General features: G+C 68.1%; 14 protein-coding genes. 7 read left to right on the top strand and 7 right to left on the bottom strand.

The window, feature by feature from the left end; genetic code table 11:
* Window positions 1-264: 264 nt before the first annotated feature.
* The 5 genes from QSJ95_RS13905 to rpoE are packed head-to-tail and all read right to left on the bottom strand — an operon-like array spanning window position 265 to window position 4,348.
* On the bottom strand, window positions 265-1,680 hold the full coding sequence (locus QSJ95_RS13905) for a DegQ family serine endoprotease (protein ID WP_009616442.1): 1,416 nt from the start codon (window positions 1,678-1,680) through the stop codon (window positions 265-267).
* Window positions 1,681-1,714: 34 nt separating this feature from the next.
* On the bottom strand, window positions 1,715-2,170 hold the full coding sequence (locus QSJ95_RS13900; RefSeq protein ID WP_009616441.1) for a SoxR reducing system RseC family protein: 456 nt from the start codon (window positions 2,168-2,170) through the stop codon (window positions 1,715-1,717).
* Window positions 2,167-3,123: a MucB/RseB C-terminal domain-containing protein gene (locus QSJ95_RS13895; RefSeq protein WP_009616439.1), complete on the bottom strand. Its 957-nt coding sequence runs from the start codon at window positions 3,121-3,123 to the stop codon at window positions 2,167-2,169. The genes QSJ95_RS13900 and QSJ95_RS13895 overlap by 4 nt, the downstream gene beginning before the upstream one ends.
* A 19-nt stretch (window positions 3,124-3,142) precedes the next feature.
* Entirely contained in the window at window positions 3,143-3,730 is a 588-nt protein-coding gene (locus QSJ95_RS13890) for a sigma-E factor negative regulatory protein (RefSeq protein ID WP_043271382.1), read from the bottom strand.
* Between the two features lie 30 nt (window positions 3,731-3,760).
* Entirely contained in the window at window positions 3,761-4,348 is a 588-nt protein-coding gene (gene rpoE / locus QSJ95_RS13885; protein ID WP_009616435.1) for an RNA polymerase sigma factor RpoE/AlgU, read from the bottom strand.
* Between the two features lie 394 nt (window positions 4,349-4,742).
* Between rpoE and nadB the strand changes: the two genes are divergently transcribed.
* From nadB to pdxA, 5 genes are all read left to right on the top strand, one after another.
* A complete protein-coding gene (nadB, locus tag QSJ95_RS13880; RefSeq protein ID WP_009616433.1) occupies window positions 4,743-6,347 on the top strand; it encodes an L-aspartate oxidase in 1,605 nt (534 codons plus the stop codon).
* Window positions 6,348-6,420: 73 nt separating this feature from the next.
* A complete protein-coding gene (locus tag QSJ95_RS13875) occupies window positions 6,421-7,203 on the top strand; it encodes a DeoR/GlpR family DNA-binding transcription regulator (protein WP_285643063.1) in 783 nt (260 codons plus the stop codon).
* 215 nt (window positions 7,204-7,418) lie between these two features.
* The gene (locus tag QSJ95_RS13870) at window positions 7,419-8,423 is read left to right on the top strand and encodes a 2-keto-3-deoxygluconate permease (protein ID WP_058073178.1); all 1,005 of its coding nucleotides are present in this window, start codon (window positions 7,419-7,421) and stop codon (window positions 8,421-8,423) included.
* Complete coding sequence (locus QSJ95_RS13865) at window positions 8,420-9,658, top strand: four-carbon acid sugar kinase family protein (RefSeq protein WP_285643062.1); 1,239 nt, start codon at window positions 8,420-8,422, stop codon at window positions 9,656-9,658. Before QSJ95_RS13870 ends, QSJ95_RS13865 begins: the two co-directional genes overlap by 4 nt.
* Before the next feature lie 18 nt (window positions 9,659-9,676).
* The gene (gene pdxA / locus QSJ95_RS13860; protein ID WP_058073180.1) at window positions 9,677-10,678 is read left to right on the top strand and encodes a 4-hydroxythreonine-4-phosphate dehydrogenase PdxA; all 1,002 of its coding nucleotides are present in this window, start codon (window positions 9,677-9,679) and stop codon (window positions 10,676-10,678) included.
* 2 nt (window positions 10,679-10,680) lie between these two features.
* Here pdxA and QSJ95_RS13855 read toward each other — a convergent pair whose 3' ends face one another.
* Together QSJ95_RS13855 and QSJ95_RS13850 are read right to left on the bottom strand one after the other, a co-directional pair.
* Entirely contained in the window at window positions 10,681-11,133 is a 453-nt protein-coding gene (locus QSJ95_RS13855; RefSeq protein ID WP_058073181.1) for a protein YgfX, read from the bottom strand.
* Window positions 11,117-11,371 (bottom strand): FAD assembly factor SdhE, encoded by a 255-nt coding sequence (locus tag QSJ95_RS13850; RefSeq protein ID WP_009616418.1) that lies wholly within the window; start codon window positions 11,369-11,371, stop codon window positions 11,117-11,119. Before QSJ95_RS13850 ends, QSJ95_RS13855 begins: the two co-directional genes overlap by 17 nt.
* 162 nt (window positions 11,372-11,533) lie before the next feature.
* On the opposite strand from QSJ95_RS13850, the gene ygfZ reads away from it, so the two are divergent.
* Together ygfZ and QSJ95_RS13840 are read left to right on the top strand one after the other, a co-directional pair.
* Window positions 11,534-12,478: a CAF17-like 4Fe-4S cluster assembly/insertion protein YgfZ gene (ygfZ, locus tag QSJ95_RS13845; RefSeq protein WP_269962486.1), complete on the top strand. Its 945-nt coding sequence runs from the start codon at window positions 11,534-11,536 to the stop codon at window positions 12,476-12,478.
* 48 nt (window positions 12,479-12,526) lie between these two features.
* A complete protein-coding gene (locus tag QSJ95_RS13840) occupies window positions 12,527-13,363 on the top strand; it encodes an HDOD domain-containing protein (protein ID WP_009616407.1) in 837 nt (278 codons plus the stop codon).
* Window positions 13,364-13,657 lie beyond the last annotated feature (294 nt).

Below are 13,657 nucleotides of genomic sequence, written 5' to 3'. Positions count from 1 at the left end.
GCCGAATCGCGGACAGAGCCCGCTCCTACGCTTCCAGGAAGCACGGTTTTTCGTAGGATGGCGTTGAGCGAAGCGATACCCATCAGCGCAACCGCATGGGTTTCGCAAGCTCAACCCATCCTACGAAAAGCACCTCGACGCAGACAGTTGCTCCTACGGTTCAGGGAAGCACGTCGTAGGAGCGGACCCCGTCCGCGGTTGGATTCATCGGCCACACCGGATGCCCCAGTGGCACGACCCTTTTCCGGCCTACCTACCCGCCAGTCATTCCCCCAGCTTGAAGGTAATGAAGCTGGCACGCCCCTGGCGCAGAACGCGCATGGACACCGACTTGCCCTTCGGCAGCGCCTTGGCGATGTCGGAGAAGGCCTTGGCGGAATCCACCGTGCGGTTGTTCAGGTGGGTGATGACGTCGCCCGGACGCAGGCCGATCATCGCCGCCGGGCCGTCCTGGACGTCCTTGATCACCACGCCGCCCTTGATGTCCAGCGACTTGCGCTGTTCGGCGGTGAGGTCGGCGACGGTCACGCCCATGCGGTTGCTGCTGCGCTCGGCGCCCTGCCCTTCGACGGCGGCGACTTCGTCGTCCTCGTCCGGCAGGTTGCCGATGGTCATGTTCAGGGTCTTGCGCGAACCATCGCGGAACACGTCCAGGGCCGCCTTGTCGCCCGGCTTCATGCCGCCGACCAGGTGCGGCAGGTCGGCCGACTCGTTGATGGTCTGGCCGTTCAGGCTGAGGATCACGTCGCCGACCTGCAGGCCGCCCTTGGCCGCCGGGCCGTCTTGCACCAGCTGGGCCACCAGGGCGCCGGCCGGCTTGTCCAGGCCGAGGGATTCGGCGAGGTCCTTGCTGACTTCCTGGATCACCACGCCCAGCCAGCCGCGGCTGACCTTGCCGCCTTTCTTCAACTGGTCGGCCACGTTCATGGCGACGTCGATCGGGATGGCGAAGGACAGGCCCATGAAGCCGCCGGAGCGGGTGAAGATCTGCGAGTTGATGCCGACCACCTCGCCCTGCAGGTTCAGCAGCGGGCCGCCGGAGTTGCCCGGGTTGATGGCCACGTCGGTCTGGATGAAGGGCACGTAGTTCTCGTTCGGCAGGCTGCGGCCCTTGGCGCTGACGATGCCGGCGGTCACCGAGTGGTCGAAGCCGAACGGCGAGCCGATGGCCAGCACCCACTCACCGACCTTGAGCTTGTCGGAATCGCCCAGCTTGAGGGTCGGCAGGCCCTTGGCCTCGATCTTCAGCAGGGCCACGTCGCTGCGCGGATCGGCGCCGATCAGCTTGGCCTTGTGCTCGCTGCGGTCGGACAGGCGCACGACGATCTCGTCGGCGTCGGCGACCACGTGGTTGTTGGTCAGGACGTAGCCATCATCGGAAATGATGAACCCCGAACCCAGGGATTGCGCCTCGCGCTGCGCCCCACGCGGCGGGCGTTGGCCACGCGGCATGCTGCGCTCGATGAAGTCGCGGAACATCGGCGGCAGGCCTTCCAGGTCGGGCATCTGAGCGCTGGCGACCTGGTCCGGCACCTTCTGGGTGGTACTGATGTTCACTACGGCCGGCGAAGCCTTCTCCACCAGCGGGGTGAAATCCGGCAATTCGGCGCGGGCGACCACCGACAGGCTCAAGGCCAGCAGGGCGACCATCGCGGCCATACTGCGTTTCAGGGTTTGCATGGACTACTGCTCCCGTATTCAAAGGGAAGTGGACTTAGGCGGGGCCCTCGGCCCCTGTGACCAGCGTGCGCAGCACAACCGGCTGCAACGCCGGGTCATCCGAATGGCGCCGGGCATGGCGCCGTACCCACAGCCAGGTCACGAAGAAACCCGCGAGGCCGGCCAGGATCAACCAGGGCTCGGCGAGGCCGGCGCACCACGCGAGCAGCGTAGCGGCGAACAGGCCGAGCAGGGGGAATAGATAGAACATCAGGGCGCATTTCAACAAGAGGTCCTCGCGTATGCCGAGCACCACCTCGTCACCCACCCCGAGCTGGAAAGCAGAAAGGGCGCGGACTTCGCCGCGCCCCGCAGAGGAGCCCAATTGCTGCAACAATCCCTGGCCGCATCCGGCTTTGGCGCTGCAGGCTGAGCAGGTGCCCTGGCGCAGCGTCTGGACCCGCACCGCTGCGGATTCGACGCCGATCACCCGACCCCGCTCTTCGATCACTGCGCGGCGGCTCCCTGGGCGGGCGCCTGCGGACGCACCGACATGGCGATGCGTTCGGCGGTCCCGGTGGGAATCTCGCCGACAACGGTGACCATCATGCCGCCATCTTCGGTGTTGAGGCGCTTGGACACCACCGAGGTCGGGCCCAGTTGGGTGCGCGCGTCGTCGATCCTGGCGCCGTGCAGCGGCTCGATGAAGATCGAGAAACGCGCCAGGCCATCGCCGTAGTCCATGCTGACGACGCGGTCGTCCGATACCGGACTGCGGCGCTCATAGGTGTTGTTCAGGGTGAAACCCGGCGGCACCCATTCCGAGCGCCAGCTGCTGGCGACCGGGGCGTCCGGCTTGCCCGCGGGAACCGCCTGGCAGGCCTCGGAGGGCTGCAGGCCGCTGTCGTCCGGCGCCGCGGTGCTGAACTGGGTGAACTGCAGGCGTTCCAGCGGCTGGCCCTTGTCGTTGAGCAGCAGCGACTTCAGCGGCAAGCCGGTTTCCTGGTCCAGGTGCAGCTCGAAGCCGTAGCGGTACTGGTCGCGGGGGATCAGCCCGATCACCGTGGCCGCGCGCCCGGCGATGCGGGACTGGCCGACCATGCGGATGTCGTACCAGGAAGCCAGGTCGTCCGAGACCAGCTTGCGCACCGGCCACAGCTGCCCGGCGCCCAGTTGCCCGGCCATGCCGCCGGCGATGCACTGGGTCACGCCATCGCGCTTGACCACTTCCTGGCGCGGGCCGTCCAGTTGCAGCCAGTGCTCGCGCACCGAGCCGTCGGGCTCGACCAGACGCCAGACCTCATGGGTGGAGAAGATGCCGTTGCGCTCGTAGACGAAGGTGCCCTGGAAGCTTTGTCGCTGCTGGCCCTCGGTCAGCCGCTTGACCCACGCCTGAACGTCGGCGGCCTGTACCGGCATTGCCAGCAGACCGCCCAGGAAGAACAACAGGAAGGTGGCGCGCATGACGCTCCTTAAAGGGGTTTCAGCGACTTTCCAGGCTGGCGGCTCGCGCGTAAGGCAGGGCGCTGTCGGCACCGTTCACCGCCGACTGCTGGGCATGCTGGCGGAGATATCCCGGAAGACGCTGTTCATGCCAGGTGGTGGGGCTGCCCGCGCCACCAGTGATGACCTGCGGTGCGTCCTCGTCCTGGCTGTAGCCGGCCAGTACCGCCGGGCCCTGCACCTGCGGCAGGGTGATCTGCGGCGTGGCGCCTTGCTGGGCCAGGCTCGGAGCAACGCTATCATTCTGATGGTATAGACGAACACCCGCCAGCACGGCCAGTGTCACCGATGCGGCGACCGCCACGCGCCCGACATTGCGCCACGGATTGCGCCGCGGCTGTGCCGGGGCGGCCTCCTCGGCCAGCGCAGCCGACACCGCGGCGGCGATGTCCAGCTTGGGCAGCACCGGCTCGCGGTGCATCACCGACCGGGCCAGTTGATAGCGCGACCAGGCGGCACGCATTTCCGCGTCTTCACCGCAGGCTGCGAGTACCCGGCGCAGTTCGAGTTCGTCCGCTTCGTTATCCATCAGTGCGGACAGCGACTCCTGCAGGGCTTCACGACTCATGGCGTACCTCTCTTGGCTGTTCCGCCGTATTCAGGGCTGTTCATCATGCAGCAACGGCTGCAAGGCTTTGTCTATCGCTTCCCGCGCACGGAAGATCCGTGAGCGGACCGTACCCACCGGGCATTGCATCACGGTGGCGATATCCTCGTAGCTCAATCCCTCGAATTCGCGCAGGGTCAATGCCGTGCGCAGGTCCTCTGGCAGTTGCTGGATGGTGCGATGGACCGTTTCCTCGATCTCGTCCCGCAACATTGCCCGTTCCGGCGATTCGATGTCCTTCAGGGCGTGGTCGCCATCGAAGAACTCCGCATCCTCGGCTGTCACATCGCTGTCCGGTGGTCGCCGACCGCGCGCCACCAGGTGGTTCTTCGCGGTATTGATGGCGATCCGGTACAACCAGGTATAAAAGGCACTGTCACCGCGGAAGTTGCCCAAGGCGCGATACGCCTTGATGAAAGCCTCCTGCGCAACGTCCTGGGCTTCCTGGGCGTCGTGCACGAACCGCACGATCAACCCGAGGATCTTGTGCTGGTACTTCAGCACCAGCAGATCGAAAGCCCGTTTGTCTCCGCGCTGTACCCGTTCAACCAGTTGCTGATCCTGTTCCTGGGTTAGCATGCATGCTCCTCAACAAGCCCGGAGGAGCTGCGAGCACCCTGCAGAATCGCTCTGCCAAGATAGACTCGGATGTCTTGCAAAAGTTCTCCCCTCCAAGCGTACGCCGCACAGTTTTTTTGTCGCTTCACCGCGACCCGGCCGGACCCATTGTCCAAGCCTTTGAAAATCCACTGCAATCGGCGAACAACCACAGCCTTCTCGCGCGTCGGGAACCCCGTTGCAAGAAGGTTTCGGACATTCACCGTTAGAACCAGAAAGACTGAAATAGTTCCACCTGCCGCCCCTGGCGCATGAACGCCGGGGCTTGCGCCAGAAATACGGCGGCAGGCACAAGGCCGCTATTGTGCCGATCCCCCCTTCTATATACTAGGCCGCCACCAATCGGAATCCGGGCATGAGCGAGCACTTTCATCACGACGTCCTTGTGATCGGCAGCGGGGCCGCGGGCCTCAGCCTCGCCCTGACATTGCCGCAGCACCTGCGCATCGCCGTGCTGAGCAAGGGGGAACTGTCCCAGGGCTCGACCTTCTGGGCCCAGGGCGGGGTCGCCGCGGTGCTGGACGACACCGACACCGTCGAGTCCCACGTGCAGGACACCCTGGACGCCGGCGCCGGCCTGTGCCGGGAAGACGCCGTGCGCTTCACCGTCGAGCACAGCCGCGAGGCCATCCAGTGGCTGATCGACCAGGGCGTGCCCTTCACCCGCGACAGCGAGGCGGGCCGCGAGGACAACGGCTTCGAATTCCACCTCACCCGCGAGGGTGGCCACAGCCACCGGCGCATCATCCATGCCGCCGACGCCACCGGCGCGGCCATCTTCAACACCCTGCTGGAACAGGCCCGGCAGCGCCCGAACATCGAGTTGCTGGCGCAGCGCGTGGCGGTCGACCTGATCACCGAACGCAAGCTCGGCCTGCCCGGCCAGCGCTGCCTCGGCGCCTACGTGCTGAACCGCGACAGCGGCGAGGTGGACACCTTCTCGGCGCGCTTCACCGTGCTCGCCTGCGGCGGCGCCAGCAAGGTCTACCTCTATACCAGCAACCCGGACGGCAACTCCGGCGACGGCATCGCCATGGCCTGGCGCGCCGGCTGCCGCGTCGGCAACCTGGAATTCAACCAGTTCCACCCCACCTGCCTGTACCACCCGCAGGCCAAGAGCTTCCTCATCACCGAGGCGCTGCGCGGCGAAGGCGCCTACCTGCGCCTGCCCAACGGCGAGCGCTTCATGAAGCGCTTCGACCCGCGCGCCGAACTGGCCCCGCGGGACATAGTCGCGCGCGCCATCGACCACGAGATGAAGCGCCTGGGCGTGGACTGCGTGTACCTGGACATCAGCCACAAGCCGGCCGAGTTCATCAAGGAACACTTCCCCACGGTGTACGAGCGCTGCCTGACCTTCGGCATCGACATCACCCGCGAGCCCATCCCGGTGGTGCCGGCCGCCCACTACACCTGCGGCGGCGTGCTGGTGGACGAGCACGGCCACACCGACGTGCCGCACCTCTACGCCATCGGCGAAACCAGCTTCACCGGCCTGCACGGGGCCAACCGCATGGCCAGCAACTCGCTGCTGGAGTGCTTCGTCTACGCCCGCTCCGCCGCCGCCGACATCCAGGCGCGCCTGGAAAGCACCCCGGCCACCCCGGCCCTGCCGAGCTGGGACGCAAGCCAGGTCACCGACTCGGACGAGGACGTGATCATCGCGCACAACTGGGACGAACTGCGGCGCTTCATGTGGGACTACGTCGGCATCGTGCGCACCACCAAGCGCCTGCAGCGCGCCCAGCACCGCGTGCAGATGCTGCTCAGCGAGATCGACGAGTTCTACAGCAACTACAAGGTCAGCCGCGACCTGATCGAATTGCGCAACCTCGCCGTGGTCGCCGACCTGATCATCCGCTCGGCCATGCAGCGCCACGAAAGCCGCGGCCTGCACTACACCCTGGACTACCCGGGGCTGCTGCCCGAGGCGCGCGATACTATCCTCAGCCCCCGCTAGCCCGCCCCGCCCGCCTCCGCGGGCGGCCTGCGCAACGGCCAACCGGCAGCCCCGACAGCAAAGCGAGACCGCCATGAAACCGACCGACCGCCAGCGCGCCATCCTCGACCTCGTTCGCCACCGCGACACCAGCGTGGAAGAACTGGGCGCCGCCCTGGGCGTTTCGGAGGCCACCGTGCGCCGCGACCTCAGCCTGCTGGCCCAACAGCGGCGGCTGGTGCGGACCCACGGCGGCGCCACCGCGCTGATCGGCACCCACGAGCCGGAAGCCAGCCTGGAGGAGCGCAACGCCAGCCACCGCGAGGAAAAGATGGCCATCGCCCGGGCCGCGGCCGCGCACATCCGCGAGGGCGACAGCATCTTCCTCGACAGCGGCACCACCTGCGCGGCGCTGGCGGCGCATCTGCGCACGTTGCAGAACCTGCACGTCATCACCAACAACCTGCTGGCGCTCACCGCGCTGGCCAATGCCCCGGGCGTGCGCATCACCCTGATCGGCGGCGACCTGCGCAGCACCGGCATGAGCACCTTCGGCCCGCTGGCGGAACTGTCGCTGAGCCGGCTGAGCTTCGACCGCGCCTTCCTCGGCGCCGACGGCGTCGTCGCCGGGTTCGGCCTCTGCGAAGCCAACGCCCAGCAGGCCTACCTCAAGGAATGCGTGATCAGGCGGGCGGCCGAGGTGTACATACTGGCCGACGCCGAGAAGCTGGGCCGCGCGCGCCAGCAGCACTGGACGCCGCTGGAGCGGGAATGGCGCCTGATCACCTCGACGCCGGACGAAAGAACGCTCGAACCCTTCCGCCAGTTGCCCATGGCCACCGTCGAACTGGCGCCGGCCAGCTCGTCCGCCCGCTGAAGCCCGCCCCTTCTCGCACCCCGCCCAGCCCTCCAGCCGCCGCCCTCCGCGACCTGCCAGCCATCCTCTACTGATCGAAATGCGCAAGCTCATGATTGACTTGCGCAGAACTTATCCTTTAAATCGCATCCTGATGATCAAATCAATCAAATGCATGAGCGATTCGATCAAATCCCCCTACAACAAGTCGAACAAGAACGAACAGGTACCTGCCCATGATCCAGATCCCGATCAAGCGCACGATCGAGCGTATTCCCGGCGGCATGATGATCGTCCCGCTGCTGCTCGGTTCGCTGGTGGCCACCTTCGCGCCGGACACGCCGAAATTCTTCGGCTCCTTCACCAATGCCCTGTTCACCGGCGCGCTGCCCATACTCGCGGTGTTCTACGTCTGCATGGGCGCGAGCATCAACGTCCGCACCACGCCCTACCTGCTGAAGAAAGGCGGCGCGCTGTTCGCGACCAAGGTCGGCACGGCGATGCTCCTCGGCATCCTGCTCGGCCAGTTCCTGGGGGAACAACCCATCTCGGCCGGCTTCTTCGCCGGCCTGTCCACGCTGGCCGTGGTGGCGGCGATGAACGACACCAACGGCGGCCTGTACATGGCGCTGATGGGCCAATACGGCCGCCCCGAGGACGTCGGCGCCTATTCGGTGATGTCCCTGGAGTCCGGCCCCTTCCTGACCATGCTCACCCTGGGCGTCGCCGGGCTCTCGGCCTTCCCCTGGCCGACCTTGCTGGGGGCGATACTGCCGCTGCTGCTGGGCATCCTCATCGGCAACCTCGACCGTGAAATGCGCGAATTCCTCGGCAAGGCGGTGCCGGTGCTGATCCCCTTCTTCGCCCTCGCCCTAGGGGCCAGCCTGGACCTGCACAAGGTCTGGCAGGCCGGCGTGCTCGGCCTTCTGATGGGCGTGGCGGTGGTGGTGCTGACCGGCATCCCGCTGTACTTCGCCGACCGCCTGACCGGTGGCACTGGCGTCGCCGGCGCCGCGGCGGCCACCACGGCGGGCAATGCCGCAGCCGTGCCGGCCCTGGTCGCCGCCGCCAACCCGGTCTACGCCCCGGCCGCCGCCAGCGCCACCATGCTGGTCGCCTCCTGCGTGGTGGTCACCGCCATCCTCACGCCCGTGCTGGTCTCCACCCTGGCCAAGCGTGTCAGGCAGCGGGCCGAAAGCGCCGGGCAGCGCGACTCGATGGCGTCGGAGTCGCCCCGATGAACATGCTGATCATCGCCGACGACCTGTCCGGCGCGGCGGACTGCGCCGTGGGCTTCGCCAGCCGCGGCTGGCGAAGCCTGGTGATGCTCGACGCCCGGCCGACGCAGGCGCAGGTCGAGGTCATCGCCGTGGATACCGACAGCCGCCGCCTGGACGCCACACAGGCCGCGCAGCGCAGCGTCGCGGCCTTCCATGCCCTGGCCAGGCCGGGCCAGCGGCTGTACAAGAAGATCGACTCGACCCTGCGCGGCAACTGGGCCGCGGAAGTCGCCGCGCTGCATCCCCTGGCGGGCCTGGCGCTGGTCGCCCCCGCCTTTCCGGAAATGGGCCGCACGGTGCGTGACGGCCAGGTGCTGGTACACGGCGCGCCGTTGGAAAGCACCGACACCTGGCGCCTGGAACATGCCGATGCGCCGGCCGACATGGCCAGGATGCTCGGCGCCGCCGGGCTGCGCGTCGAACACTGCGCTCTGGAACAGCTGCGCCGGTCGGCGGGGCGAGTCATCCAGTCGGCCCTGGAGCGCGGCGTCCAGGCCCTGATCTTCGACGCCGAGACGGCCGAGGACCTGCGCCTGCTGGCACGGGAAACGGCGGAGGCGGAACTCCGGGCGTTCTGGATCGGCTCCGGGGGCCTGGCAAGGCAGATAACCGAAGCGCCTGCGCCCTCCCCTTCGCAAACAGCAGCCGTCGAGACCGGCCATCTCCCATCGCAACTGGCGACCGTGGTGCTGGCCGGCAGCCTTTCCGCCGTCGCCGACCGGCAATGCGAGGAACTCCAGCGGCGCAGCGACATCCGCCAGCTCAGCCTGCCGCCGGCCGTGCTGCGCCAGGGCAGCGAGCATGCCGACTGGCCGGACTGGCAGGCGCAGGTGGGCGCGCTGCTCGACCAAGGCCGCGACCTGCTGCTGCGCATCGGCCGCGACGAACGCCCCGATCCCGCCGAAGGCGCCCTGCTTTCGGCCAATCTCGCCGCCCTGCTCAAGCCGTATTTCCATCGGGTCGGCGGCCTGGTCGCCACCGGCGGCGAAACCGCGCGGGCGATGCTCGGCGCGGTCGGCATCGACGGCCTGCAGCTGGTCGGCGAGATCGAGGCCGGCAGCGTCCTCAGCCATCCCCTGGCCCCGGCGGGCGGCCACCGGCCCGGCATCGTCACCAAGGCCGGCGCCTTCGGCAGCCCCGAAGCCCTCTATCGCGCGTGGCGCCACCTGCGCGACGCGCAACAGTCCCCCTCCTGAATTCAGAGTGCCCCACCCATGAACGACTATCTTCCCGTAATCGGCATCACCATGGGCGACGCCGCCGGCGTCGGACCGGAGATCATCGTCAAGAGCCTGGCCAGCGCCGGGCTCCACCGATTCTGCCGCCCCCTGGTGATCGGCGATGCGCAGCGCCTGGAGAAGGCCGACCGGCTGCTCGGCGGGCTGGCCCGGGTACGGCGCATCGAGGATGCCGACGACGCCCGCTTCGAGCCGGGCGTGATCGACTGCATCGACCTCGGGCTCATCCCCGACGACCTGCCCTTCGGCGTGCTCTCCCCCGTGGCGGGTGATGCGGCCTACCAGTACGTCGCCCGTGCGGTGGACCTGGCCAAGGCCGGGAAGATCGACGCCATCTGCACCGCCCCGCTGAACAAGGAGGCCCTGCACGCCGGCGGCCACAAGTTTCCCGGCCACACCGAGCTGCTCGCCCACCTGACCAACGTCGACGAAGTGTCCATGATGCTGGTGGCCCCCAAGCTGCGCGTCATCCACGTCACCACCCACATCGGCATCATCGACGCCATACGCCGCATCGAGCCCGGCCTGGTGCAGCGCACCATCGAACGCGGCCACGAGACCCTGGTGCGCTCCGGCATCCCGCAGCCGCGCATCGGCGTCTGCGGCATCAACCCGCACGCCGGGGAAAACGGCCTGTTCGGCTACGGCGAAGAGGAAGAGAAGATCATCCCCGCCGTCAGCCTGCTGCAGGCGCGGGGCCTGGACGTCACCGGCCCGCTGCCGGCCGACACCCTGTTCTACCGCGCCGGCCGCGGCGACTTCGACCTGGTGGTGGCCATGTACCACGACCAGGGCCACGGCCCGGTGAAGGTCCTCGGGCTGGAAGCCGGGGTGAACGTCACGGTCGGCCTGGACGTGGTGCGCACCTCGGTGGACCACGGGACCGCCTTCGACATCGCCGGCAAGGGCATCGCCGACGAACGCAGCCTGCTGGAGGCGCTACGCCAGGGCGCGGAGCTGGCGAACAGGCCGCGCTGAAGCTACTGCGGCGCCGCCCATCTTCCCCGACTGAAGCGCAGCCGCACGCGCAAACGGCGATGGGCCTGCGCCGCCAGGCTGTCGGCCGGCAGGCACAGGCCGCGGCTCAGGCGCTGGCCCGGCAAGCGGAAGCGCAGCACGATCAGCGCCGGCAGCGCGAGGCTGTCGGCGCGCAGTTGCACCGCCTGCCAGCCGTCGGCCGGGCTCCATAGCTGCCAGCCGTCGGCGTCGTGGCGTAAAGCGCGGTAGGCGTGGCGGCTGCGCAGCAGGACCTGGCGCGGTAGCACCCACAGGGCATGGATCAGGCAGAGCAGCAGGCCGGCGGCCTGCCAGAAGGCGGGAATGGCGGCCAGATACAGCGCCGCCACGGCGAGCGCCAGGCTCGCCAGGTAGGCCGCCAGCAGCCGCTCGGACGGCCGCCAGTGGCACTCGAAGGGCTCACTTCGGTTGGACACGGTCCAGGATCATGCGCACGATGTGGCGCAGGTCGGCGTCTTCCGGCTCGCCGCGCTGCATGAACCAGCCGAACATGTCCTGGTCCTCGCATTCCAGCAGCATACGGAAGCGCGCCTGGTTCTCGGCGTCCAGGCCCGGGTAGACCTCCTGCACGAAGGGCACCAGCAGCACGTCCAGCTCCAGCATGCCGCGGCGGCTGTGCCAGAAGAGTCGTTTCAGTTCGGTTTCGTCGGTCATCTGCGGGTCCTCGGCGCTACATCGGAAACCCCACGGCGCGGCGCCAGCCGGATTCCGTGAAGCGAGCGGCATTATACGCATGCCCTCGCCCGGCGGCACCCGCTGACAAGCGCAGGCCCCGGCTCTATCATGGAAAGCCTAACTTTCTTCCAGCGACCCGCAATGGCCGATTCCGCGTTCTACACCGCCCTGACCCACGAAGGAGTCCTCGCCGTCCGTGGCGCGGACGCCGCCAAGTTCCTGCAGGGGCAGTTGACCTGCAACCTCAACTACCTCGATGCCACGACTTCCAGCCTGGGCGGCCGCTGCACGCCCAAGGGGCGCATGACCTCCAGCTTCCGCATCGTCGCCGAGGGCGACGGCTACCTGCTGGCGCTGGCCGCCGAGCTGCTGGAGTCGCAACTGGCCGACCTGAAGAAGTACGCCGTGTTCTCCAAGGCCAGCCTGAGCGACGACAGCGTCGCCTGGCTCCGCTTCGGCCTGAGCGGCGGCGAGGCCGTGCTCGCCGGCCTCGGCCTGGAACCGCCCGCCGAAGCCGACCGCGTGGCGCGCAACGGCGACCTGCTGGCCATCGGCCTGGGCCATGGCCGCGCCGAACTCTGGGTGCCGGCGGTCCGCGCCGGCGAAGTGCGCGAGGCGCTCGACGCCGGCCTGGACGAAGGCACCCTCAACGACTGGCTGCTGGGCCAGGTGCGCGCCGGCGTAGGCCAGGTCTTCGGCGCCACCCGCGAGCTGTTCATCCCGCAGATGATCAACCTGCAGGCGGTCGGCGGCGTGAGCTTCAAGAAGGGCTGCTACACCGGCCAGGAAATCGTCGCGCGCATGCAGTACCTCGGCCGCCTCAAGCGCCGCCTGCACCGCCTGGCGCTGGACGCCGCCGAGCTGCCCGAGCCGGGCGCCGCGCTGTTCTCGCCGGTGCACGGCAGCAGCGTCGGCGAAGTGGTGCTGGCCGCCCGCGCCGCCGAAGGCATCGAGCTGCTGGCGGTGCTGCAGGACGACGCCGTGGCCGACGGCCGCGTGCGCCTCGGCCAGGCCGAGGACGGCCCGGCCCTGCGCCTGCTGACGCTGCCCTACGTTCTCGACAGCGACCGCGAAATCCAGCGCTGACCGAATCGCCTGCCGGGTGGGGAGCCCGGCGTCCCTCAAGGAACTGCCATGAGCAAGCTTGCCGAAAAAGTACAACAGGAACTGCTGCGGGCCATCGACAACGACGAACTGGTGCTGCCCACCCTGCCCGAAGTGGCGCTGCGGGTCCGCGAGGCGGCGGAGGACCCGGACGTCAGCATCCATGACCTGGCCCGGGTGATCGGCAACGACGCCGCGCTCACCGCGCGCATCATCAAGGTGGTGAACAGCCCGCTGCTGCGCACCAACAAGGAGATCACCGACCTGCAGATGGCCATCGGCCGCCTGGGCATCAACTACACCAGCAACCTGGCCACGGGCCTGGCCATGGAGCAGATGTTCCAGGCCACCTCCGACGTGGTCGACCGCAAGATGCGCGAGGTGTGGAACAAGAGCGTCGAGGTCGCCGGCATCTGCCACGCGCTGTGCCGCCACTACACCCGGCTGATGCCCGACCAGGCGACCCTCGCCGGCCTGGTGCACCAGATCGGAGTGCTGCCGATCCTCACCTACGCCGAGGAGAACAGCGAGCTGCTGGCCGACTCCATCAGCCTCAACCACGTGATCGAGCGCATCCACCCGGTCATCGGCGACCGCATCCTCAAGGCCTGGGAATTCCCCGCGCCCATCGCCGAAGTGCCCGGCCACTACCTGGACTTCACCCGCGACTCCGCCAAGGCCGACTACGTGGACATCGTCCAAGTCGCTACCCTGCAGAGCTACCTGGGCAGCCAGCATCCCTTCACCGAAATGGACTGGAGCGACATCCCGTCGTTCGCCAAGCTGGGCATCGACCCGCAGGCCAACCTCAACGAGGACGAGGACCTGTCGGCCGCCATGGAGGCGGCGATGGGGATGTTGCAGTAGGCTGCTGGTCCGGCATTGGCGCGGGCTCTTCGGAGGAGCGAGCTTGCTCGCGAATAGCGTTCTACCGGAAAGGTTTGGTGTCGCTCCGAAGAGCGCCCTCTCCCTAACCCTCTCCCTGAAGGGAGAGGGGACCGTTCGGAGTGGGCTGGTTTTACCGAGTTAGCCGGCAATCACGGTGGTTTCCGGCTGAAGCCATGCCTGTTCTCGGCACGAACAAGCCCCCTCTCCCTTCAGGGAGAGGGCTGGGGAGAGGGAGCGGAGTCAATCCAAACACCGAAGCCCGCCGGCAAGCGC

The organism is Pseudomonas sp. NBRC 100443, from assembly GCF_030268185.1.
GTDB lineage: Bacteria > Pseudomonadota > Gammaproteobacteria > Pseudomonadales > Pseudomonadaceae > Pseudomonas > Pseudomonas citronellolis.
Note: the sequence above shows the minus strand (reverse complement) of the source record. Positions and strands in the feature narration are given on the sequence as shown.